The organism is Bacillus rhizoplanae (assembly GCF_917563915.1).
GTDB lineage: Bacteria > Bacillota > Bacilli > Bacillales > Bacillaceae_G > Bacillus_A > Bacillus_A rhizoplanae.
Map to the genome: position 1 here is coordinate 311,805 of NZ_CAKJTI010000002.1, position 23,831 is coordinate 335,635.

The following is a 23,831-nucleotide window of genomic DNA, read 5'->3' on the forward strand; positions in this document are numbered from 1 at the left end:
ACGGGCAGTTATCCCCTACCTATCTTCCTCGTTTCTCTCTAAATCTTGAGGTGGTGGGGCTTACTGCCCGTTAATGCGGGATAAAATGAGACGATGTTCACATGATTGTCAGATTTAAAAGAGGAAAGTTGTATTATGATAGTAGATAAGATGAAAAATCGGTTGAAGGGGGACATGCTGCGTGCATATTCTTGTTGTTGGTGTTAACTATCGAACAGCCCCTGTAGAAATTCGTGAGAAACTAACGTTCCAGGCAGCAGAGTTAGAGCAAGCAATGACAACGTTACAAAAACAAAAAAGTGTATTAGAAAATGTCATTGTATCAACATGCAATCGAACGGAAATCTATGCTGTGGTAGATCAGTTACACACAGGACGCTATTATATTAAGAAATTTATGGCTGATTGGTTTCAGCTTGAAATAGAAGAAATTTCACCATATTTGTCTATATTTGAACAAGATGGTGCTACCGATCACTTATTCCGCGTAACATGTGGGTTAGATTCAATGGTAGTTGGAGAAACACAAATTTTAGGTCAAATTCGTAATAGCTTTTTACTAGCACAAGAAGTAAAAACGACAGGAACGATATTTAATGAATTGTTTAAACAAGTCGTTACACTAGCAAAACGTGCCCATTCTGAAACAACAATTGGCGGCAACGCCATGTCAGTAAGTTATGCGGCTGTTGAACTTGGAAAGAAAATTTTTGGTGATTTGAAAGATTGCCATGTTCTTATTCTAGGTGCGGGGAAAATGGGCGAATTAGCATTGCAAAATTTATACGGAAGCGGTGCTCATAAAGTGACTGTTATGAATCGTACGTTTACAAAAGCGGAAACGATGGCAGAAAAATATATGGGACGTGCAAAGCCATTAAATCAGTTACAATGTGCATTGTTAGAAGCTGATATTGTAATTAGTTCAACAGGTGCTTCTCAATATGTGATTACGAAAGAAATGATGTCCAAAGTAGAGAGTATGCGCTCTGGTCGTCCGCTCTTTATGGTAGATATTGCGGTGCCGCGGGATATTGACCCAGCAATTGATGCGTTAGAAAGTGTTTTTTTATATGATATTGATGATTTACAAGGCGTTGTGGAAGCGAATCGTGCCGAGCGATTAAAAGAAGCTGAAAAAATTCAAATTATGATTGAAGAAGAAATGATGCTATTTAAATCATGGCTGAATACGCTTGGTGTCGTGCCGTTAATTTCGGAGCTTCGTGATAAGGCATTAGCGATTCAAAGTGAAACAATGCAAAGCATTGAACGAAAAATTCCAACGTTAACAGAGCGTGAGCGAAAAGTGATTAGTAAGCATACGAAAAGTATTATTAATCAATTGTTAAAAGATCCAATTTTAATTGCGAAAGAGTTGGCAGCTGAAGAAGATGCACAAGCAAAACTTGCTCTATTTGCGAAAATTTTTGATTTAAATGCGAAAGAAGTAGTAGAAGAAAACGCAGCAGAATGGAAACAGACAGAGAAGTGGACAGTATCCGCTCCATCTTTGTAATGGAAAGGATAATCGGATGAGTGTTTTAAACAATAGCATTATTTATCATATTGCCATTATTTTATATGCCTGCAGCGTGAGTTTATATTTCATAGATTATTTTCAAAGTAACCGAAAGGCAAATCGGATTGCCTTTTGGTTACTTTCGGTTGTATGGGTATTATATTCTATATTTATGTTACTTCGAGCAACAGAAGCAAAAATCAATCCTCTTTTAACGTTGCTATCGGGTATTTATTTTTATGTATGGCTATTAATTACATTATCATTAGTTATTAACCGATTTATGCGTATTGATTTTTTAGTCTTTTTTACAAATATGATTGCATTTGGTGTAAGCGCTGTTTCTATTTTTACTCCGCTTGGAAAAATGTCGCCGGTGTTGGCCGATCAATTGGTATCGGAGCTTGTCTATGTGCATGTTGGTATGGCGATTATTTCCTATGCAACATTTACAGTTTCCTTTATTTTTTCCATTATGTATTTAATTCAATATCGTTTATTAAAACAAAAAAAATGGAATGCAAGATTAAGGCGTTTAGGAAATTTACCAAAGCTTGATTCTATGTCATACGGTTTGAATTTATTTTCTATACCATTCTTTTTATTAGCTATTTTGCTTGGGTGTATATGGGGATATACGAAGTTAGATAATTTTCATTGGTATGATACAAAGGTAATCGGATCTTTCGTTGTTTTATTTGTGTACTGTGCGGGTATTTATTTGCGCGGATCAGATACATTGCAGGGGAAGAAAATTGCAAGTTGGAACATCGGGGCATTTCTCGTCATGTTAATTAATATTTTTCTATTTAGCAGTTTATCGAATTTCCATTTTTGGTACTTATAATGAGGAGAGAAAAATATGCGCAAAATTATTGTAGGCTCAAGAAAAAGTAAATTGGCATTAACACAAACACATTGGTTTATCGATCAATTGAAAGCACTAGGGTTGCCATATGAATTTGAAGTGAAAGAAATTGTAACGAAAGGTGACGTTATTTTAGATGTGACACTTTCGAAAGTAGGCGGAAAAGGATTGTTCGTAAAAGAGATTGAACATGCGCTGCTTACAAAAGAAATTGATATGGCTGTTCATAGCATGAAAGATATGCCGGCAGTACTTCCTGAGGGATTAACAATTGGATGTATTCCAAAACGTGTGGATCCACGTGATGCGTTTATTTCCAAAAATGGTGAATCGTTTGATGAGTTACCAGAAGGAGCCGTTATCGGTACAAGCAGTTTACGTCGTAGTGCGCAGTTGTTAGCAGCGCGCCCGGATTTACAAATAAAATGGATTCGTGGAAATATTGATACAAGGCTTCGTAAGCTAAAAGAAGAAAATTACGATGCTATTATTTTAGCAGCAGCAGGACTAAAGCGAATGGGCTGGGCGGATGATGTGATTACAGGATACTTAGATGAAATGGTATGTGTACCAGCTGTTGGACAAGGTGCGTTATCCATTGAATGCCGAGAGGATGATGCTGATTTATTACAATTACTAAGTCATCTGAATGATAGTGTAACTGCGAAAACAGTTGAAGCAGAACGAGTATTTCTTCATAAGTTAGAAGGCGGCTGCCAAGTGCCGATTGCTGGATATGCAACGCTGAAAGAAGATGACCAAATTGAATTAACAGCTCTCGTTGGATCTGCAGATGGAACTGTCTTATTGAAAGAAGTTGTGATTGGTGAAAGTTCCCAAGGAGTTGGAGAACAAGCAGCAGACTTGTTAATCGGACAAGGAGCGAAGGAACTTATTGCTTTAGCAAATCAGGGGCAAAACTAGCACTATGACTTCTCTTTGTGGAAAAACAGTGCTAATTACGAGAGCTAAGCAACAGGCGAAGCAAATGAGTGTAGAAGTGCAAAAGCAGGGCGGAATTCCATTAGAAATTCCGCTTTTGCATATAACAGCAGCCGCGCATGAACAATTTCAACAAGTGCGTGATGAATTAATCACGTATGACTGGATTGTTTTCACAAGTAAAAATGGTGTGAATTTCTTTTTAGATGGTATGAAGCAACCGTTACCACATCCCCTTAAAATTGCTGCAGTTGGTGTGAAAACAAAGAAAGAATTAGAGAAACGCGGCTATACTGTCCATTTTGTACCAACAGCATTCGTAGCTGAAGCATTTGCGGAGGAATTTGTGAGTCATATAGGAAGCGGGACGCGTGTATTACTGCCAAAAGGAAATCTTGCAAGAGATGTGATACCGGATGCATTACGAGATCATGGTGCTATTGTACGTGAGCTTGTTGTATATGAAACTGCCGTCTATGTACAAAAGCGCGGGCAACTTATTGATGCACTGCAATCAAGAGGAATTGATGTGATTACCTTTACAAGTCCATCGACTGTGCAGAGTTTTATCGCATTGCTTGAGGGTGAAAACTGGAGAGAATGGATAAAAGAATGTACAATTGCTTGTATAGGCCCCGTTACAGAACGAGAAGCGCGTAAACATTTTCAAAATCTTCTCATTCCGAAAGAATATACAATTGAAGCTATGTTACAATGCATTTCAGAATATTATTATAAAAATGTATAATAAAGTGAAACTTTAAGAATTGGAGATGGAAAGTTATGAATCCTTTACAATTTAACCGTCATCGTCGTTTACGACAAAGTGCAAGTATGCGTGCTCTTGTGCGTGAAACACATTTACATACAGAAGATTTCATTTATCCAATTTTTGTTTTAGAAGGAGAAAACAAGCGTAATGAAGTTTCCTCTATGCCGGGTGTATATCAAATTTCTTTAGACCATCTGCAAGCAGAAATGCAAGAAGTTGTCGATTTAGGTATTCGTTCAGTCATCGTATTCGGTTTACCTGCTGAAAAAGATGAAGTTGGTTCTTCTGCGTATTGTGAACATGGTATTGTACAGCGAGCAATTATGCAAATTAAAGAGAAATTCCCAGAATTAGTTGTAATCGCAGATACATGTTTATGCCAATATACGAGTCATGGCCATTGCGGTGTAATTGAAAACGGAATTATTTTAAATGATGAATCGTTAGAGGTTCTTGCAAAAACAGCAGTAAGTCAAGCAAAAGCAGGTGCGGATATTATTGCACCATCTAATATGATGGATGGATTTGTAGCGGCTATTCGTCATGCGTTAGATGAAAACGGCTTTGCGCATATTCCAGTTATGTCATACGCAGTAAAATATGCGTCTGCCTTTTATGGGCCGTTTCGCGATGCTGCACATGGTGCGCCGCAATTTGGTGATCGTAAAACGTATCAAATGGACCCGGCGAATCGCTTAGAAGCGTTCCGCGAAGCTGAGTCAGATGTGATGGAAGGGGCAGACTTCTTAATTGTGAAGCCAGCACTTTCTTATTTAGATATTATTCGTGATGTGAAAAGTAACTTTAATCTTCCAGTTGTTGCGTATAATGTGAGTGGTGAATACTCAATGATTAAAGCGGCAGCGCAAAATGGCTGGATCAATGAAAAAGACATTGTTCTTGAAAAATTATTAAGTATGAAACGTGCCGGAGCAGACTTAATACTTACATATCATGCAAAAGATGCAGCGAGATGGTTACAAGAAGGGAGCGCACGATAATGAAAAGTTTTGATAAATCGATTGAAGCGTTTGAAACGGCAAAAGATTTAATGCCAGGCGGTGTAAATAGCCCAGTGCGTGCATTTAAATCTGTCGGTATGAATCCATTATTTATGGATCGTGGAAAAGGCTCTAAAGTTTATGATATTGATGGAAATGAATACATTGATTACGTATTGTCATGGGGCCCTCTTATTCATGGCCATTCCAACGACCGGGTTGTTGAGGCGTTAAAAGCGGTAGTAGAAAAAGGGACGAGCTTCGGTGCGCCAACAGAAATTGAAAATAAATTAGCGCAGCTTGTAATCGACCGTGTACCGTCTATTGAAATTGTACGTATGGTTAACTCTGGAACAGAAGCGACAATGAGTGCACTTCGATTAGCACGCGGTTACACAGGGCGTAATAAAATTTTGAAATTTGAAGGTTGCTATCATGGGCATGGCGATTCTCTTTTAATTAAAGCTGGTTCTGGCGTTGCTACGCTTGGTTTACCAGATAGCCCTGGTGTGCCAGAAGGTGTTGCGAAAAATACGATTACTGTTGCGTATAACGATTTAGAGAGTGTGAAATATGCTTTTGAACAGTTCGGTGATGATATTGCGTGCATCATTGTAGAGCCGGTAGCTGGAAATATGGGCGTTGTACCGCCGCTCCCAGGATTTTTACAAGGACTTCGTGATGTTACAACAGAATACGGTGCACTTCTTATTTTTGATGAAGTTATGACGGGCTTCCGCGTAGCTTATAATTGCGGGCAAGGATATTTTGGTGTAACACCTGATTTAACATGTTTAGGTAAAGTAATTGGCGGGGGACTTCCTGTTGGGGCTTATGGTGGTAAAGCTGAAATTATGAAGCAAGTAGCACCAAGTGGACCGATTTATCAAGCTGGTACACTATCTGGTAACCCATTAGCGATGACAGCTGGATATGAAACGCTTATCCAATTAACACCAGAAAGTTACAAAGAATTTGAACGTAAAGCGGAAATGCTTGAAAAAGGTTTACATGAAGCCGCGGTAAAATATGATATTCCACATTGTATTAATCGTGCTGGATCCATGGTTGGTATTTTCTTTACAAGCGAAAAAGTTACGAACTATGAAACGGCAAAAACATCTAATTTAGAATATTTTGCAGCATATTACCGTGAAATGGTAGAACAAGGTGTATTCTTACCACCTTCTCAGTTTGAAGGACTGTTCTTATCAACAGCACATAGTGATGCTGATATTGAAGCAACAATTGCTGCTGCAGAAATGGCTATGTCTAAATTAAAGGGATAATTTGTTAGCTCTTTTATTCTTTTAAATAGGTGGTACTAAAATCGCTCTCAAGTGAGAGCGATTTTTTTATTCATAAAGTCCCTATTCCTCACATAAATCTGTAATGACATATAGTTTGAGAGGGGGAATACGAAGTGGCAGCAGATCACCAAACTTCATTGCGGTTTTCGTTAAAAGAATCTGTCTGGTTTCAAAAAGGACAGGAAGTCAATGAGTTACTTTCTATTTCGTTAGATCCTGATGTTGTTATAGAAGAACGTGAGTATGAAATTGTTGTATGCGGACAGCTTGATTTAACAGGGGAATATATTGCTAAGGAAGAAACAGAGGTTTTCTCATTGCGAGAATTATCACCAGTCCGCACTATAGATTATGTGGAAACACGCGAAGATGGTATAAATGAATTAGTACATTCGTTTCCATTGGAGATTTCTATTCCAAGAGGACGCGTGAAGCAAGTCGAAGATTTATATGTGGATATTGAAGAATTTGATTATGAATTGTTGGACAATGGCTGTTTGCAGCTTTTAGCAGATATTTCAATTCATGGATTGTGTAATGAAGAGCGTGAAGAGGAAGAAATATACGAAGAGGAAGAAATACAAGAAGAGGAAGAGGGAGAAGGAGAAGAAATAAGAGAAGAGGACGAAGAAGAAGAAGCGGTAGAGACTGATGAGTGGGAAGATTATGCTTTTGAGCCATTTCAGTTAGAAGCTCGTCAAGAACCAGAACTTGATCTAGAAGAGGAAGCAGTCGAGGAAGAGGAGGAAAAACAAGAAGAAGTCGCACCGCAGCTGTTTTTTGGACGTAAGGAAACGAAAGTAAAACAGGAAGCTGCCAATGAAGAGGCGCAAGAAGAAATTTCATACTCACAGCGAGATGAAAATGCGTTATATTTAACAAAATTATTTGCAAAGCAGCCGGAAGATGAATTTACAAAGCTGCGATTGTACTTTGTACAAGAAGGCGATACGATTGAATCCGTTGCAGAGCGCTATGATACTTCCGTACAACATTTACACCGTGTAAATCAAACGGATGATATTTATTTAACAGCAGGACAAATTTTGTATATACCAGTGCCAAAAGTGAAAACAAAGTGAGTGAAGAGAAATCTTCCTCACCTCTTTTCTTTTTTATCCCGCTATTTTTGGGCAGTAAAATCCCCACCTCAAGGTTCAGAGAGAAGCGAAGGAGATACGCGGGAGATAACTGTCCGTAAAAGCCCGATTAGTTCAACTAATCATCAGTGGGGGATGAAGCCCCCGCTGATGGAAGTTTCACTTTATGCTCTTGGAGAAAGGGTCGTTGTTCGTATGGACATGGAATTGCGAGACCGTTATGCTTCTATTTTGCAGCTATATCAATTAGCTCCTGAACATATTGAGGAATATGGGAATGTAACAAAAATTTATACGAACCAAGGTCCATATGCGTTAAAAAAATTACCATCTCGGAAATTAGAACGAAGTAATCTTATGTATCATGTTCAATTTTTACGGGAAAAGGGCTTTACGAATTTTGCACCGATTTATCATGCGAAAGATGGAAGTCACGTGTTAAATGCTGGTGAACATAGTTATTATTTAATGCCTTGGCTAGGAAGTGCAGAAGGACAAGGTGAAGAGAATGATCAGTATCATAAAATGTTTCAAACACTTGCCTTGATGCACAAAAAAACGGTGCGAGAGGAAGAATTGAAGGAAGAAGCGCTTCAAGAACATTTTGATACTATTTCAAACCGCTGGGAACAAGATGGGGTCTTATTAGAGCAGTTTTTAGTTGAATCTGAAGCAAAGTGGTATATGTCTCCGTTTGAATTGCAGTATTGTACGTACTTTCATCAAGCGCTGCGTGCTCATGAATTTGCGAAGAAACAGTTTACAGAATGGCATGAAGCGATGAAAGAAAAAGAAAAAACACGTATTTCATGTATTCATGGCAATATTTCCATGAATCACTTTTTATTTGACTATCAGCGGAACGGCTATTTTATTAGTTTAGAAGATGCGCAGTTTGCTACCCCAGTTCAAGATATCGTTCAGTTTTATTCACGTTCCTTTAACACATATCCAATTGCAAGAAATGATCGATATGAATGGTACCAAATCTATCAAAAGAATTTTACGTTTACAAAGGAAGAAAAGTTACTTATGTTTGCATATTTAGCTTATCCAAAAACATTTATAAAGCAAGTGCATTCATATACAAATGCTCGAAATGCCCGTAATGAAACAAAGGAGCTAAATGATGTGAAAATGCTTCAACAAGCGCATTGGCTTATAAGTAATATTGAGTATTTTGTTGCACAGCTTCAAGCTGCTGAGCAACAAGCGCAGTGAAATTGGCTGAAGGATTTGGAATAAAGTAAAACTTCCATCAGTGGGGTCTTGCTGCCCGCGAATAGCGGGATAAAATTAGCCGTAACCTCAAGAAGAGGTTACGGCTGAAAATGTAAGCGAATCGTTACTGCTATGAAAATAACAAGTATGACGAAATCTAAAAACGTAGGCAGAAGTAAAGTGCGAATGCCTTGGAAAATCGTGAGCGGGATTGCAAAGTCAGCAAACATCGTTTGTAAATTTCTTAGCCATGAAGGGGCTGAAAAGTTGTACGTGCGTCGAAAGCGTCGCATAATGGTCCTCCGTATTAGAAACTCCTCTAGTATGGAATTATAAGAGAAGAATAAATGTGATATTACATTATGCAGGATAAGCGTCTAATGTGCTTGTGCTGCACTTTTTTCATTTTCTTTGCATATGTGATAAAAAACTTGGTTAAGCTGATTGAAAATAGAACGTAATAATTGTAGATGTAAGTCGAAAAAAATTTTTATCTTGACGAATGTAGTTTCGTTTTTTACACTATTGTATATAATAAATAGCAATCATATAAATGCGTTGAAGGGGAAGAGTATAACATTAAACGTCTGCAGAGAGGAGAATTATTAGCTGTGAGATTCTCTAGATAGTCATGTTAGAAGGTAGCCCTGGAGCATCTTTTCTGAACGGAGTCATTCTTATTAGGAAAAGACGGATCTGTCCGTTATCAAATTAAGAGTATAAGCAAATTTTGAATTTGTTTGTAAATAAAGGTGGTACCACGATGTCCCTCGTCCTTTTTGGATGAGGGACATTTTTTATTTTGAAGGAGGGAAAATAATGTCAAACACGGAAAAAAATTTACCAACTAAATATGATCACATGTCCGTTGAAGAAGGCCGTTATAAATGGTGGCTTGACGGCAAATATTTCGAAGCAAAAGGAGATGCGGAAAAACAACCGTATACAATTGTAATCCCGCCTCCAAACGTAACAGGTAAACTACATCTAGGTCACGCTTGGGATACAACGCTTCAAGATATTTTAACTCGTACAAAGCGTATGCAAGGTTACGATGTATTATACCTTCCTGGTATGGACCATGCAGGTATTGCAACGCAAGCAAAAGTAGAAGCGAAACTTCGTGAAGAAGGTATTTCACGTTATGATCTTGGCCGTGAGAAATTCCTTGAAAAAGCATGGGAATGGAAAGAGGAGTATGCTTCTCACATTCGTCAGCAATGGGGGAAAGTTGGTTTAGGATTAGATTACTCTCGTGAGCGCTTTACATTAGATGAAGGTTTATCTGATGCGGTTAATAAAGTATTCGTTCAATTGTACGAAAAAGGTTTAATTTACCGCGGTGAATATATTATTAACTGGGACCCAGCAACGCGCACTGCCCTTTCTGACATTGAAGTAATTCATAAAGATGTTCAAGGTGCATTCTACCATATGAACTATCCGTTAACAGACGGTTCTGGTCACATTCGTCTTGCAACAACTCGTCCGGAAACAATGCTTGGTGATACAGCTGTAGCTGTTCATCCAGAAGATGATCGTTACAAACACTTAATCGGAAAAACAGTTACACTTCCAATCGTAGGCCGTGAAATTCCAATTATTGCTGACGAGTACGTAGAAAAAGATTTCGGTACAGGTGTTGTAAAAATTACACCAGCTCATGATCCGAATGACTTTGAAGTAGGTAACCGCCATGACTTACCACGCATTCTAGTAATGAATGAAGATGGTACAATGAATGAAAAAGCTGGTAAATATAACGGTATGGATCGCTTTGAATGCCGTAAGCAATTAGTAAAAGACTTGCAAGAAGCAGGTGTACTAGTAGAAATCGAGCCTCATATGCATGCAGTTGGTCATAGTGAGCGCAGCGGAGCAGTTGTTGAGCCTTATTTATCAACACAATGGTTCGTAAAAATGGCACCACTTGCAGAAGAAGCAGTTGCATTACAACAAAAAGAAGAAAAAGTAACGTTTGTACCAGAGCGTTTCGAGAACACATACTTACGCTGGATGGAAAATATTCATGACTGGTGTATTTCTCGTCAATTATGGTGGGGACACCGCATCCCAGCTTGGTATCATAAAGAAACTGGTGAAGTATACGTAGGTACAGAAGCACCAGCAGATATCGAAAACTGGAACCAAGACAATGACGTACTTGATACATGGTTTAGTTCAGCATTATGGCCGTTCTCAACACTTGGTTGGCCAAATGAAGATGCTGAAGACTTCAAGCGTTACTATTCAACAGACGTTCTTGTAACTGGCTATGATATTATCTTCTTCTGGGTATCTCGTATGATTTTCCAAGGTTTAGAGTTTACAGGAGAGCGTCCATTTAAAGACGTATTAATTCACGGTCTTGTTCGTGACGAGCAAGGACGTAAAATGAGTAAGTCTCTTGGTAACGGTATTGATCCAATGGATGTTATCGAGAAGTATGGTGCAGATGCAATGCGCTTCTTCTTATCAACAGGAGGTGCACCAGGTCAAGATTTACGCTTCAGCATGGAGAAAGTAGAATCGACTTGGAACTTCATTAATAAAATTTGGAATGCGTCTCGTTTCGTATTAATGAACATGGAAGACATGAAATATGAAGATATCGATTTAACTGGTGAAAAATCAGTTGCAGATAAGTGGATTTTAACTCGTTTAAATGAAACAATTGAAAGTGTAACACGTAATATTGATAAGTATGAACTAGGTGAAGTTGGCCGTGCATTATACAACTTCATTTGGGATGATTTCTGTGACTGGTACATTGAAATGGCGAAGCTTCCACTATACGGTGAAGATGAAGCGGCGAAGAAAACAACTCGTTCTGTTTTAGCATATGTACTTGATCAAACGATGCGCCTATTGCATCCATTCATGCCATTCGTAACAGAAACGATTTGGCAGCACTTACCTCATGAAGGTGAATCTATTACAGTAGCAGCATGGCCGACAGTTCGTGAAGATTTACAAGACAAAGAAGCAGCAGCAGAAATGCACCTTCTAGTTGATATCATTCGCTCTGTTCGTAACATTCGTGCCGAAGTAAATACGCCAATGAGCAAAAAAGTTCAATTGCAAATTAAAGCAAAAGACGAAGCAGTACTAGCGCAGCTTACGAAAAATAGCTCTTACATCGAACGTTTCTGTAATCCAAGTGAATTAACAATTCAAACGGATTTACAAGCACCGGAAAAAGCGATGACTGCAATCGTATCAGGTGCAGAGTTATTCTTACCATTAGCTGACCTTATTAACCTTGAAGAAGAAAAAGCACGTCTTGAAAAAGAACTTGAGAAGTTTGACAAAGAAGTAGAGCGTGTACAAAAGAAACTTTCAAATCAAGGATTCGTAGCAAAAGCTCCAGCAGCGGTTATTGAGGGAGAACGCGCAAAAGAGCAAGATTACCTAGAAAAACGCGAAGCAGTTCGCCAACGTTTAGCTGATCTTCAAAAATAAAGTCATTCGAAAGAGACTCACTATATTGGTGAGTCTCTTTTATTTGCGTATAATAGAGCTGAGACAATCTGTTGTCTTGGTTCGTTTTTTTGTTGATTTGAAAGGGGAATAGCATACATGATACATACATATGAGGAAGCAATTGACTGGATTCATAGTCGTTTAAAATTTGGCATTAAGCCTGGATTAGAACGCATGCAATGGATGTTAGGGGAACTTGGAAATCCAGAACGTCATATAAAATGTGTTCATCTTGCAGGGACGAATGGGAAAGGTTCTACCTTAACATATATGCGTTATATGTTACAGGCGGCAGAGTATAAAGTGGGAACATTTACTTCACCGTATATCGAAACGTTTAATGAACGGATTAGCACGAATGGAATGCCAATTACAGATCAAGAAATTGCAGATCTCGTAAATATAGTCAAACCTATTGTGGAGAATTTAGATAAAACGGATTTAGGCGAAACGACAGAATTTGAAATCATTACTGTTATGGCGCTTTATTATTTTGGAAAGATAAATCCGTGTGACATCGTTTTATTTGAGACAGGTCTTGGAGGGCGTTTTGATTCAACAAATGTTATTCACCCTGTACTTAGTATCATTACAAATATTGGTCATGATCATATGCATATTTTAGGAGATACGCTAGAAGATATCGCATTTGAAAAAGCGGGAATTATTAAATCAGGTGTTCCTGTTATAACAGGTGTGCAGCAAGGCGGCGCGTTAGAAGTAATCCGTACTATCACGAATGAAAAACGTTCTAACATATATGAACTTGGGAATCAATTTAAAGTGGAACATCTTTCTGCAGATAAGCAAGGTGAACAATTTACATTCTCGTCTCCATTCCATACATATGAAGACCTTCTCATTTCCATGAAAGGCCAGCATCAAGTGCAAAATGCTGCACTTGCGCTTATGGCGATTACGTACTTAAAAGTGTATCAGGCGTTCTTAATTGATGAGGAGCATATTCGAAAAGGATTAGCTGAGGCATACTGGATTGGACGTTTTGAACAACTATCTACTCACCCACATGTCATTATTGATGGCGCTCACAATCCAGAAGGAGTGCATAGCCTTGTAGAAACTGTTCGTGCCCACTATAGTGAAAAGCGAATTATTGTTTTATTTACAGCGCTTGGGGATAAACAATTGGATGAAATGGTTGGACAGCTAGAAACAATTGCAGATGAAATGATCTTTACGACGTTTACGTTTGATCGTGCAATTTCAGCTGAAGCTCTTGCTGCTTATTCAAAACGAGAATCGAAACATATTTTTGAGAATTGGCAGGAAGCGATTGATACAACAATAGCTTCTCTGCAAGAAGATGATGTTTTCTTACTAACAGGTTCTCTTTATTTCATATCAGAAGCTCGTAAATACGTTATTCAAAAAACTAGACAGAAATAAACTGTCTAGTTTTTTAGTTCTACAAATAAAGACGTAAGCATACATATAAGATAACAATATAGGATAATTTGACGAATCTCTTTGACAAATATCTCGTTCTTTTTTGAAACGAGTATGATACGATGCTGGCAATGATAAGAAGTAAGGAGTGGGGGTATGGACAAGCAATCGCGAACAATTTCAATTAAAGTGAATGGAACGGAAGCAAATTATGTAGAAAAGAAAGAACATGAGCAAAAGAAAGAAGAGTTTGAGTGGATGCTGCCAGAGAATACAGTGACAAATAATGTTGTGCCGTTTCAAAAAAATGTATTATCTTCCATGCAAAAAGGGAAAAAAGGATGGAGTAATACCTTCATTTTGACAGTATCCACAGCGATTGTAATTGGGACAGGATTTGGAATGGGAATGCTCCACCTGTTAACAGGTCAAGAAACAGTTCGTGAAACTACAGCCCCAGTAGCGAATGTTACAGAGGAAAATGAAACAAAACAATCAACAAATGAGAAAAAAGAAGAAAAGAAAGCATCAGCAGCTTTATCACCGCTTACTATTTATTTTGTGCAGGGCGGGGTATTTTCTACGAAAGAAAAGGGACAGGCATCTTTAAAGGAGTTACAAGAAAAAGGGATCCCTGGAGCAGTTATGCAGTCAGGAGATAAATATTTACTCGTTCTTGGAATGGCACATGATGAACAATCTGTTATGCAGATGATGGAGCAATATAAACAAAAAGATATATCAGTGATGAAAAAGAAATGGGAGATTGCGGATCAAGCACTTCTAAAACAGGACCAAGACTACGGATCGTTTTTTGAAAAGCTACAATCATTGTATGGGAAATTGCTGCAACAAGCAGCTGCGATGCAGTCTGGGAATAAAATAAATAAAACAAATATAGAACAAATTGAAAATGAGTGGAAGGCAATAAAAAAAGAGGAAACGGCATTGAAGCGGGATGATATAAAAAAAATGTTTACGTATGCATCAGTGGCTGTGCAGACAATACAAGAGGGAAAACAAGATGTGACAACAATGACAAAATTGCAGCAAGTTTTAGTAGATAGCTTTCTTTCTTATGAAAAAATAGTTTCGCAAAAAACAAAAACGTATAATAATTAGATAAGGTTTAACTCATTATCCCGCTATTTGCGGGCAGTAAGACCCTCACCTCAAGATTCAGAGAGAAGCGAAGAAGATAGGTGGGGGATGAAAAAATCCCCCACCTATGGAAGTTTCACTTTATCAGAAGATGGTTTTATTTTTTCTTATCATCTGTTTGAGTCGAAGAAAGGGAAGGAGAGTTTAAGCTTCTTTCCTTTCTTTTATATTTTTTTTAAGAAAAACGATATTTTCAAAATTTGAGGAGAATATATACATTTAGTATGGTTATGTTGTATCTTCCTGCTAATTTGGAAAACGAAAGGAGAACGTATGAATAAACTTATTTTAGCGTCCGGTTCACCGCGACGTAAAGAATTACTTGAGCTAGTAGATGTGCCGTTTGACGTTGTAGTTAGCGATGTAGAAGAAATAATTGGAGCATATTCATCACCGCATGATATCGTGATGTCGCTTGCATTGCAAAAAGCATCTGCTGTAGCAAAGAATTACGAAGACTGTGTTGTACTTGGTGCTGATACAATTGTTACGTACGAGTCGCGTATTTTGGGAAAACCAGTAGATGAGAATGAAGCGAAAGAAATGCTGCAGCTTTTATCAGGGAAAACACATGAAGTCTATACAGGAGTCGCTCTTATTTTAAAAGAAAAAACAGTGACATTTTATGAGCGTGCAGAAGTAACGTTTTGGGAATTAACAGAAGAAGAAATTAAGGCATATGTACGAACGAAAGAGCCACTTGATAAAGCTGGTAGCTATGGTATACAAGGAAAAGGCGCTATTTTTGTTCATCATATACAAGGTGATTATTATGCGATTGTCGGCCTGCCAATTGCACGTGTTGTGCGTGAATTAAAACAATTTAATATATAAAGGAGGCTGAGGTATGAGCTGCATTCGTGACGTTGTGAAAGAAGATCAACCACGGGAACGTTTATTGCTAGAAGGAGCAAGCAGCTTATCAAACACAGAACTTCTCGCTATATTACTTCGAACGGGTTCAAAAGAGGAGTCGGTTTTAACATTAGCGAATCGAATTTTGCATCATTTTGATGGATTACGAATGTTAAAAGATGCAACAATCGAAGAAATGACAAGCATTCACGGCGTTGGGATGGCAAAAGCATCCCAACTTATTGCTGCTTTTGAACTTGGACGAAGAATGGTACGATTAGAGTATCAGAATAGATATAACATTCGTAATCCAGAAGATTGCGCACGCTACATGATGGAGGAGATGCGTTTTTTACAACAAGAACATTTTGTGTGTCTATATTTAAATACGAAAAATCAAGTGATGCATCGGCAAACGGTATTTATTGGAAGTTTGAATGCCTCAATTGTGCATCCGCGCGAGGTTTTCAAGGAAGCTTTCCGCCGCGCTGCTGCCTCTATTATATGCCTTCATAATCATCCTTCAGGCGATCCTGCACCAAGCCGAGAAGATATTGAAGTAACGAAACGACTTGTAGAATGCGGGAAGATTATCGGGATTGAAATTCTCGATCATATTATTATTGGTGACCATAAATTTGTTAGTTTAAAAGATAAAGGTCATATTTAAGACTATTTTTTTTCTTTATTTTGTTTTATAATGTGAGTTATGGGTTTTTTGTAGGCTTTCGTCTACACTATAACAAAGAACATGTAAAAACGTTATGTTTTATATAAATATAATAGTATTTAAAAGAACAAATAAAGTACTTTTGTTAAATTAGAAAGGAAGATACATGATATGTTTGGAATTGGTGGTTTTACTCGTGACCTTGGAATAGACTTAGGAACAGCGAATACGCTTGTATACGTAAAAGGGAAAGGTGTCGTTGTACGCGAGCCATCTGTTGTGGCTTTGCAAACAGATACAAAACAAATTGTTGCAGTTGGTAACGATGCAAAACAAATGATTGGTCGTACACCTGGAAATGTTGTAGCACTTCGTCCGATGAAAGACGGTGTTATCGCTGATTATGAAACAACAGCAACAATGATGAAATATTATATTCAACAAGCACAAAAATCAAACGGCTTCTTCTCTCGCAAGCCTTATGTAATGGTATGTGTGCCATCTGGTATTACAGCTGTTGAAAAACGTGCAGTAATTGATGCGACTCGTCAAGCAGGCGCACGTGATGCATATCCAATTGAAGAGCCATTTGCAGCAGCAATTGGTGCGAACTTACCTGTTTGGGAACCAACAGGAAGTATGGTTGTTGATATTGGTGGTGGTACAACAGAAGTTGCAATTATCTCGCTAGGTGGTATTGTAACAAGCCAATCTGTTCGTGTTGCTGGTGATGAAATGGATGATGCAATTATTCAATATGTTAAGAAAAGCTACAACGTAATGATTGGGGAACGAACAGCAGAAGCATTAAAATTAGAAATCGGCTCTGCTGGTGAAGTAGAAGATGTTGAACCAATGGACATTCGCGGTCGTGACTTAGTGACAGGATTACCAAAAACGGTATCAATTCGCCCAGAAGAAATTGCATCAGCTTTAAAAGATACAGTAGATGCGATTCTTGAGTCTGTGAAAAATACATTAGAAAAAACTCCGCCAGAATTAGCGGCAGATATTATGGACCGCGGAATTGTTTTAACAGGTGGTGGTGCTTTGCTTCGTAACTTAGATAAAGTAATTAGCGAAGAAACAAATATGCCAGTTCTTGTTGCAGAAAATCCATTAGATTGCGTAGCAATTGGAACAGGTAAAGCGTTAGACAACATCCATCTTTTCAAAACTGCTCGATAAAATCCATTATTTCAGCATAAAAATTAGTAAATTTAAGAGGGTGTGAACGTGCCACAGTTTTTCTTAAACAAAAGATTAATTGTTTTGTTAGTTAGTATTATTCTTCTCGTGGCATTGATCGGAATCTCATTGAAAGAACGGAAAAATTTAACATGGCCAGAGCAGTTTGTAAAAGATACCGTAGGAGTTGTAGAACGTGTATTTCAAAAGCCAGCGAACTATGTTGCCGGATTCTTTGAGAACGTAGAAGATGTAAAGCGCACGTATGAAGAAAATAAAGAATTAAAAGCAAACTTGGACAAGTATGCAGAATTGTCCGTAAAGGTGAAAGACTTAGAGAAAGAAAATGCAGAGCTTCGTGAAATTGTTGGAAAAAAAGATTCGCTTCGTGATTATAATCCAATTCAAGCAACTGTCATTTCTCGCAATCCAGATAAATGGTATGACCTAATTGCAATTGATAAAGGGGCACAACAAGGTATTCAAAAAGATGCGGCTGTTATTACATCAAAAGGTTTAGTCGGAAAAGTAAAAAGCGTTTCACAATTCACTTCAACAGTTGAGTTAGTAAGCTCATTAAATAGAACAAATCGTATTTCAGCTGTTGTACAAGGGGATAAACGCGTTTTCGGGTTAATTGAAGGATACGATAAAGAGAAGCAACAGCTTATCTTTACAAAAATCCCATCTGGTGTACCAGTAGAGAAGGATCAAATGGTTGTAACTTCTGGCTACGGTGGGGTGTTCCCGGAAGGACTGGTTATTGGACAAATCGTCGATGTGACATCAGATGAATACGGATTAACACAAACAGCTTATGTAAAACCTGCGGCGGATTTAAATGATGTAGATAATGTTATGGTCGCACAACGAGTTATGCCGTCAGTGGATCTAGGGAAATAGGAGGGGGAAGAGATGGAGATTATAAAAAAAGCAATTCTTCCTCTTCTACTTCTTTTCGTATTTGTACTTGAGAATATGTTTTCCACCATTGTGCCAACAAGTCTTTTTTGGAAGAATACAATTGCAGCTCCGCATTTTTTTCTGATTGTTTTATGCTTTGTTACAATTTACTTTAATTCTGTACAAGGTATTTACTATGGACTATTATTTGGATTTTTGTTTGATATGGTGCATACAGAGCTAGTTGGTGTGTATATATTTGCTTATCCGATTTTAGCTTATCTTGTATATCATGCAATGCGAATTTTACAACTTAACCTTTTTATTGTGTTCTGTATTGTATTAGCGAGCATCGCCGCGCTGGAATATTATGTGTATGGATTTTTGACGCTAATTGGTCGTGTTCATATGCCAGCGCATATCTTTTTCACAGATCGTCTTCTTCCAACGTTGTTATTAAACGGAATTTTTTTACTACTGTTTTGTTTCCCACTGAGACGATATATTTTACGTCTTTCAGAAGCCATGGAAGAAAAAGAAAAAAGGATTTTCTGATTTTATGTCGAATTGAATCGGTGGGGTGAGCATTGGTGACAGAAAAAAAGCAACAATATGTGACTATAAAAGGAACGAAAGATGGTTTAGCATTACATCTTGATGATTCCTGTTCATTTCGCGAATTGCTGCAAGAACTTGACGAAAAGCTTTCAACCCATTATTACGAGGGGGATGGACGCTCGTTAATTGAAGTACAGGTCAAAGTTGGGAATCGTTATGTGACAGAAGGACAGCAGGAAGAATTGCGTACATTAATTCGCAATAAAAAGAATTTAGTTGTAGATTCTATTGAGAGTGATGTTGTAACGAAAGAACAAGCATTGGCATGGAAAGAAGAAACAGAAATTGTTTCTGTTTCAAAGATTGTTCGTTCAGGTCAAATATTGCATGTAAAAGGCGATTTATTATTAATTGGAGATGTAAATCCAGGCGGGACGGTTATCGCTGGAGGAAATATTTTTATTATTGGAGCATTACGAGGTATTGCACATGCTGGATATTATGGGGATGCAGAAGCTGTTATTACAGCTTCTGTTATGAATCCAATGCAGCTTCGGATTAGCGACGTAACAACGCGCGCTCCTGAAGAGAAAGAAGACGGGGCGGAAGGGGCAGAATGTGCCTACATTAATGAGAACAATTACATTGTTGTCGATCGCATTCAACTTCTCACTCATCTTAGACCTAATTTAACAAGGTTAGAAAGGGGAATTGTATAGCTGTGGGAGAGGCAATAGTTATTACATCTGGAAAAGGCGGAGTAGGAAAAACTACAACGTCTGCAAACATTGGAACAGCCTTGGCGTTATCTGGGAAAAAAATATGTTTAATTGATACAGATATCGGTCTGCGAAATTTAGACGTAGTAATGGGGCTGGAAAACCGCATTATATATGATCTTGTTGATGTTGTTGAAGGGCGTTGTCGTTTACCCCAAGCTCTTATTAGAGATAAGCGTTTTGATGAACTCTATTTATTACCTGCAGCGCAAACGAGCGACAAATCAGCGGTAACACCTGAACAAATGGAAGAATTAATACAGCAATTACGTCAAGACTATGACTACATATTAATTGACTGCCCAGCTGGCATTGAACAAGGTTTTAAAAATGCTGTGGCAGGTGCCGATAAAGCGATTGTTGTTACAACACCAGAGGTATCTTCAATGCGTGATGCCGATCGGATTATCGGACTATTGGAAAAAGAAGATATCGAGCCACCGAAGTTAATTATTAACCGTGTGCGTAGTCATATGCTACATGAACAGGATATGTTGGATGTAGATGAAATTGTGCGTACTCTTTCAATCGAGTTACTCGGTGTTGTAGAAGATGATGATGCAGTTATTCGAGCAACGAATACAGGAGAGCCTGTAGCATTGCAACCAAATGGAAAAGCATCAATTGCTTATCGAAATATTGCAAGACGTTTACTTGGGGAAAATGTACCATTACAGCCGCTTGAAAATGAAAAAGAATCGGTCTTCACGAAAATGAAAAAATTCTTCGGAATACGTTAAGAGCACTTCGCATATATGCGGAGTGCTTTCTTTTTGTCCCGCTATTTTTGGGCAGTCTCCACCTCAAGATTTAGAGAGAAGCGAGGAAGAAAAGAGGGGGACAACTGCTGTGTGCCCGATTGGTTCAACTAACCATCAGTAGGGGATGAAAAAAACCCCACTGATGGAAGTTTCACTTCATTCCCATGAATATCTTCCCCGGACAACTCATACATATGTACAAATTGATTGAAAGAGGAAGGGGACAGAATGAGAAATAAACGAGTAGAAGAAATTAAAAAACGCATTGCTAAGAGGAAAGCACAGCAGGAAAGAAAAGAAGAAGATGAGTTATTTTCATATGAAGAGCAAGGGTATACACCGCTTCTTATTGAAGAAGGAGAAGAAACACACCCGATTTTTCGAAAAGAGGTATTTCTCTTTAAGTTACTACTATCTGCAATTCTTGTTCTTGCCGTAGCGATCTTATTTAAAAATACAACGAGTTCTCTTGAAGGAACGCGTACAACTGTCAAACAAGCGATGGAAAAAGAATTTCAGTTTGCATCTGTTTCTAAGTGGTATGAATCGCAATTTGGAAAGCCTCTGTCTTTTTTACCTTCTAGTGAAAAGAAAACGGTTCAGAAAGAAAAGGATTATGCTGTTCCTGCCTCAGGGAAAGTGATGCAAAGTTTTCACGCAAACGGACAAGGTGTATTTGTACAAACAGCAGCAAATGCAATTGTGGAATCAGTGAATGAGGGAATTGTTGTTTTTGTTGGTCAAAAAGAAGAATTTGGAAATATCGTTCAAGTTCAACACGCAGATGGTACGGAATCATGGTATGGAAATTTAGGAGAAACATCAGTTAAGTTATATGATTATGTAGCGAAAAAACAAAAAATTGGAACAGTTGCGAATGAAACAACTGGGAAAAATGGGAAATTTTATTTTGCTTTTAAAAAGAATGAAAAATTTATTGATCCAATTCAGGTGATTTCATTTGAGTAAATACAGTGAGGTTTTATCAAAAATTACCATTCATCCATTGTTTTGGGGAATTATGGCGATTGCAATTTTTACAGCTCGTTTTAAAGAATTATTAATTTTATTTTTCATTGTCTTTATTCATGAGTTAGGTCATGCGATAGCGGCGGCCCATTATAAATGGCGTATTAAACAAATTCAGTTATTGCCATTTGGCGGGGTGGCTGAGCTTGATGAGCATGGAAATAAGCCGTTAAAAGAAGAATTGATTGTCATTATAGCGGGGCCTATTCAACATGTATGGATGTTAGCCGCTGCTTATTTGTTGTATAAAGTAGGTTGGATGGGAGAAGACTTCTATCATTTTTTTATGTGGAATAACATGATTATTTTGTGCTTCAATTTATTGCCGATTTGGCCTCTTGATGGAGGGAAGATTGTGCTGAATATATTGTCATATCGCTTTCCATTTTTACAGGCACATAACATCATGATGAAAATATCAATTGCTTGTTTTAGTGCTGTATTAGGACTGCAACTTTTCTGGAATAGCAAGAATGTAATGATGTGGACATTACTTCTTTTTTTAGTATTCTCTTTATTTCAAGAATGGAAACAACGCCGTTATGCATTTATGAGATTCTTATTAGAGCGCTACTACGGGAAAAAACGAGAAATTGCAAAAGTTACAGCTATTACAGTTGAAAAAGAAACGAGTCTATATCATATTTTCACACAGTTTCGAAGAGGATATAAACATTCGATTATCATACAAGCAGATCATAAAAATCAATATACACTAGATGAAAATGAATTGCTTTACGCATATTTTACAGAAAAAAGAACAACATCATCTATAGAAGAGTTAATTGGTTAGTGTTGACGATAACACTAACCTTTTATTATGGTATAAAAAAAGGATAAAGAGAGGAATATACTTTGAAGAAGTTATACATAAACTACATCGGTTCGGAAAAACGAGTTGCTGTTGAAGAAGAGAAAGAGATTGTAGAACTTTTATGGCAACGAAATGAACAAGAACAAATTGTTGGAAATATATATATTGGGCGTGTTATGCGAACGATAGCTGGTATGAATGCTGCCTTTGTTAATATTGGTTTGGAGAAGCAGGCTTATTTGTCGTATGAAAACGTGCCATCATCTACGCGGTTACATGAAGGACAAGCGCTTCTCGTGCAGGTTGTGAAAGAAGCAATTGATACGAAAGGGCCAAAAATAACAGCGAATATAGAATTTACCGGGAAATATGTCGTGTATATGCCCTATGACACAGTTTTTGCCGTTTCCCGGAAAATAAAAGATACGAAGAAACGAGAACAACTTCTTGCGCTTGAAGAAAAAGGAGGATTTATTTTCCGTTCTGCATGTGAGAAAGTGCAAATAGAAGAAGTACAGGCGGAGATGCGCCATCTCCAATCTCAATTTGAACTTGTGAAAAAGCAAGAACAAAAAGGAAAAGCACCGCTTCTTGTTCATTCTCCTTCTAGTTTTTTAGATCGTATCCTTCAAGAGATACCAGTAGAGACTGTTTCAGAAGTGATTGTAGATCAGCGCAGTATGATACAAGAATTCGAAGAGAAAATAGGTGCGGAGAAAGTCACTCTTTTTAATGAGAAGACACCCTTATTTTCCCGCTATGGAATTGATCGTGAAATTGAAAAAGCACTGCAAAAGGTTGTGTGGCTTCCAAATGGAGCCTATTTACTCATTGAACAAATGGAAACGATGACTGTAATCGATGTGAATACGGGTAAATTCACTGGGAAACAGAATTTACAAGATACAGTACTGCGTACAAATGAAATGGCAGCGAAAGAAATTGCACGGCAACTGCGACTTCGCGATATTGGCGGGATGATTTTAATAGATTTTATTAATATGAAGCGCCGCGAAGAAAAAGAAAAAATAAGAGAAATCGTAAAGTCACACTTAGAAAAAGACCATACTTATACGAGAGTATTGGGATTTACAGAGCTTGGTATTTTAGAAATGACACGAAAACGAAAAAAACAATCGCTTCGTGATGTGTTATTAGCAGATTGTACGATTTGTCAAAATAGCGGTTATGTTTTATCGCATGAAACAGTAGCATACGAGCTAGAGAGAGAACTGATTGCTTATAATGGAACAGATGACGAAGCCGTTCTTATCGCTGCTCATCCTAATGTACAAAAAATCTTTTTTGAGAAGGAATTGCAACGTAATGTATCGTTTCAAATTTATTTTATTGATGAAGAAGCAGTGCGTTACACAATTCAACGCTTTGGAACACAGGAAGAGATACGTGCACGGAAAAAATAGTTAGTAGAACATTCATTGACAATAGGCGGTGTTTCGTGATAACATCTCTATGTTATAGTTTAT

At 37.8% G+C, this 23,831-nt stretch carries 22 protein-coding genes and 1 other annotated feature; of the genes, 21 read left to right on the forward strand and 1 reads right to left on the reverse strand.

All coding sequences use genetic code 11. The annotated features are described in order from the left end of the window. The first annotated feature begins 181 nt into the window (after positions 1-181). From hemA to ysxE, 8 genes are all read left to right on the forward strand, one after another. A complete protein-coding gene (hemA, locus tag LRP84_RS03660; RefSeq protein WP_230573832.1) occupies positions 182-1,519 on the forward strand; it encodes a glutamyl-tRNA reductase in 1,338 nt (445 codons plus the stop codon). 16 nt (positions 1,520-1,535) lie between these two features. Next, positions 1,536-2,369 (forward strand): cytochrome c biogenesis protein, encoded by an 834-nt coding sequence (locus LRP84_RS03665; protein WP_230573833.1) that lies wholly within the window; start codon positions 1,536-1,538, stop codon positions 2,367-2,369. A 15-nt stretch (positions 2,370-2,384) separates the two neighbouring features. After that, entirely contained in the window at positions 2,385-3,314 is a 930-nt protein-coding gene (gene hemC / locus LRP84_RS03670) for a hydroxymethylbilane synthase (protein ID WP_230573834.1), read from the forward strand. Positions 3,315-3,318: 4 nt separating this feature from the next. Then, positions 3,319-4,080, forward strand: coding sequence for a uroporphyrinogen-III synthase (locus tag LRP84_RS03675; protein WP_230573835.1), 762 nt, complete (start codon positions 3,319-3,321; stop codon positions 4,078-4,080). A 35-nt stretch (positions 4,081-4,115) separates the two neighbouring features. Then, positions 4,116-5,105 (forward strand): porphobilinogen synthase, encoded by a 990-nt coding sequence (hemB, locus tag LRP84_RS03680; RefSeq protein WP_230573836.1) that lies wholly within the window; start codon positions 4,116-4,118, stop codon positions 5,103-5,105. Further along, positions 5,105-6,394, forward strand: coding sequence for a glutamate-1-semialdehyde 2,1-aminomutase (hemL, locus tag LRP84_RS03685; RefSeq protein ID WP_230573837.1), 1,290 nt, complete (start codon positions 5,105-5,107; stop codon positions 6,392-6,394). The genes hemB and hemL overlap by 1 nt, the downstream gene beginning before the upstream one ends. A 134-nt stretch (positions 6,395-6,528) precedes the next feature. Beyond that, positions 6,529-7,497: a stage VI sporulation protein D gene (gene spoVID, locus LRP84_RS03690; protein ID WP_230573838.1), complete on the forward strand. Its 969-nt coding sequence runs from the start codon at positions 6,529-6,531 to the stop codon at positions 7,495-7,497. 213 nt (positions 7,498-7,710) lie between these two features. Then, positions 7,711-8,736, forward strand: a complete 1,026-nt coding sequence (gene ysxE / locus LRP84_RS03695) for a spore coat protein YsxE (RefSeq protein ID WP_230573873.1) — start codon at positions 7,711-7,713, stop codon at positions 8,734-8,736. Between the two features lie 98 nt (positions 8,737-8,834). Here ysxE and LRP84_RS03700 read toward each other — a convergent pair whose 3' ends face one another. Further along, a complete protein-coding gene (locus LRP84_RS03700) occupies positions 8,835-9,029 on the reverse strand; it encodes a YszA family small membrane protein (protein WP_230573839.1) in 195 nt (64 codons plus the stop codon). 256 nt (positions 9,030-9,285) lie between these two features. Continuing rightward, positions 9,286-9,517: a binding site (T-box leader), on the forward strand. A 38-nt stretch (positions 9,518-9,555) separates the two neighbouring features. On the opposite strand from LRP84_RS03700, the gene LRP84_RS03705 reads away from it, so the two are divergent. The 13 genes from LRP84_RS03705 to LRP84_RS03765 all read left to right on the forward strand — a co-directional run bounded on the left by LRP84_RS03705 (position 9,556) and on the right by LRP84_RS03765 (position 23,768). Then, positions 9,556-12,198, forward strand: a complete 2,643-nt coding sequence (locus LRP84_RS03705; RefSeq protein WP_230573840.1) for a valine--tRNA ligase — start codon at positions 9,556-9,558, stop codon at positions 12,196-12,198. A 117-nt stretch (positions 12,199-12,315) separates the two neighbouring features. Further along, on the forward strand, positions 12,316-13,626 hold the full coding sequence (locus tag LRP84_RS03710; protein WP_230573841.1) for a bifunctional folylpolyglutamate synthase/dihydrofolate synthase: 1,311 nt from the start codon (positions 12,316-12,318) through the stop codon (positions 13,624-13,626). Positions 13,627-13,782: 156 nt separating this feature from the next. Further along, a complete protein-coding gene (locus LRP84_RS03715; protein WP_230573842.1) occupies positions 13,783-14,748 on the forward strand; it encodes a stage II sporulation protein B in 966 nt (321 codons plus the stop codon). Positions 14,749-15,060: 312 nt separating this feature from the next. After that, the gene (locus tag LRP84_RS03720) at positions 15,061-15,621 is read left to right on the forward strand and encodes a Maf family protein (RefSeq protein ID WP_230573843.1); all 561 of its coding nucleotides are present in this window, start codon (positions 15,061-15,063) and stop codon (positions 15,619-15,621) included. 13 nt (positions 15,622-15,634) lie between these two features. Further along, entirely contained in the window at positions 15,635-16,312 is a 678-nt protein-coding gene (radC, locus tag LRP84_RS03725; protein ID WP_230573844.1) for a RadC family protein, read from the forward strand. Positions 16,313-16,483: 171 nt separating this feature from the next. Beyond that, positions 16,484-17,500: a cell shape-determining protein MreB gene (gene mreB, locus LRP84_RS03730; RefSeq protein WP_230573845.1), complete on the forward strand. Its 1,017-nt coding sequence runs from the start codon at positions 16,484-16,486 to the stop codon at positions 17,498-17,500. Positions 17,501-17,548: 48 nt separating this feature from the next. Then, on the forward strand, positions 17,549-18,403 hold the full coding sequence (gene mreC / locus LRP84_RS03735; protein ID WP_230573846.1) for a rod shape-determining protein MreC: 855 nt from the start codon (positions 17,549-17,551) through the stop codon (positions 18,401-18,403). A 12-nt stretch (positions 18,404-18,415) separates the two neighbouring features. Next, the gene (gene mreD / locus LRP84_RS03740) at positions 18,416-18,958 is read left to right on the forward strand and encodes a rod shape-determining protein MreD (RefSeq protein ID WP_230573847.1); all 543 of its coding nucleotides are present in this window, start codon (positions 18,416-18,418) and stop codon (positions 18,956-18,958) included. Positions 18,959-18,993: 35 nt separating this feature from the next. Beyond that, positions 18,994-19,680, forward strand: a complete 687-nt coding sequence (gene minC, locus LRP84_RS03745) for a septum site-determining protein MinC (RefSeq protein ID WP_098305075.1) — start codon at positions 18,994-18,996, stop codon at positions 19,678-19,680. A gap of 2 nt (positions 19,681-19,682) precedes the next feature. Then, entirely contained in the window at positions 19,683-20,480 is a 798-nt protein-coding gene (gene minD, locus LRP84_RS03750) for a septum site-determining protein MinD (RefSeq protein ID WP_230573848.1), read from the forward strand. A 249-nt stretch (positions 20,481-20,729) separates the two neighbouring features. Then, complete coding sequence (locus LRP84_RS03755; RefSeq protein WP_230573849.1) at positions 20,730-21,470, forward strand: M23 family metallopeptidase; 741 nt, start codon at positions 20,730-20,732, stop codon at positions 21,468-21,470. Beyond that, the gene (locus LRP84_RS03760; protein WP_230573850.1) at positions 21,463-22,323 is read left to right on the forward strand and encodes a M50 family metallopeptidase; all 861 of its coding nucleotides are present in this window, start codon (positions 21,463-21,465) and stop codon (positions 22,321-22,323) included. The genes LRP84_RS03755 and LRP84_RS03760 overlap by 8 nt, the downstream gene beginning before the upstream one ends. A gap of 62 nt (positions 22,324-22,385) precedes the next feature. Continuing rightward, positions 22,386-23,768, forward strand: coding sequence for an Rne/Rng family ribonuclease (locus LRP84_RS03765; protein WP_230573851.1), 1,383 nt, complete (start codon positions 22,386-22,388; stop codon positions 23,766-23,768). Positions 23,769-23,831 lie beyond the last annotated feature (63 nt).

Bases quoted from the DNA above. Each gene is read 5' to 3' on its own strand.
- LRP84_RS03715 (WP_230573842.1), top strand. From the start codon at position 13,783: ATGGACAAGCAATCGCGAACAATTTCAATTAAAGTGAATGGAACGGAA.
- radC (WP_230573844.1), top strand. From the start codon at position 15,635: ATGAGCTGCATTCGTGACGTTGTGAAAGAAGATCAACCACGGGAACGT.
- LRP84_RS03755 (WP_230573849.1), top strand. From the start codon at position 20,730: ATGAGAAATAAACGAGTAGAAGAAATTAAAAAACGCATTGCTAAGAGG.
- hemC (WP_230573834.1), top strand. From the start codon at position 2,385: ATGCGCAAAATTATTGTAGGCTCAAGAAAAAGTAAATTGGCATTAACA.
- LRP84_RS03675 (WP_230573835.1), top strand. From the start codon at position 3,319: ATGACTTCTCTTTGTGGAAAAACAGTGCTAATTACGAGAGCTAAGCAA.
- LRP84_RS03700 (WP_230573839.1), bottom strand. From the start codon at position 9,029: ATGCGACGCTTTCGACGCACGTACAACTTTTCAGCCCCTTCATGGCTA.
- ysxE (WP_230573873.1), top strand. From the start codon at position 7,711: ATGGACATGGAATTGCGAGACCGTTATGCTTCTATTTTGCAGCTATAT.
- LRP84_RS03720 (WP_230573843.1), top strand. From the start codon at position 15,061: ATGAATAAACTTATTTTAGCGTCCGGTTCACCGCGACGTAAAGAATTA.
- LRP84_RS03710 (WP_230573841.1), top strand. From the start codon at position 12,316: ATGATACATACATATGAGGAAGCAATTGACTGGATTCATAGTCGTTTA.
- mreB (WP_230573845.1), top strand. From the start codon at position 16,484: ATGTTTGGAATTGGTGGTTTTACTCGTGACCTTGGAATAGACTTAGGA.
- LRP84_RS03705 (WP_230573840.1), top strand. From the start codon at position 9,556: ATGTCAAACACGGAAAAAAATTTACCAACTAAATATGATCACATGTCC.
- LRP84_RS03665 (WP_230573833.1), top strand. From the start codon at position 1,536: ATGAGTGTTTTAAACAATAGCATTATTTATCATATTGCCATTATTTTA.
- hemL (WP_230573837.1), top strand. From the start codon at position 5,105: ATGAAAAGTTTTGATAAATCGATTGAAGCGTTTGAAACGGCAAAAGAT.
- hemB (WP_230573836.1), top strand. From the start codon at position 4,116: ATGAATCCTTTACAATTTAACCGTCATCGTCGTTTACGACAAAGTGCA.
- mreD (WP_230573847.1), top strand. From the start codon at position 18,416: ATGGAGATTATAAAAAAAGCAATTCTTCCTCTTCTACTTCTTTTCGTA.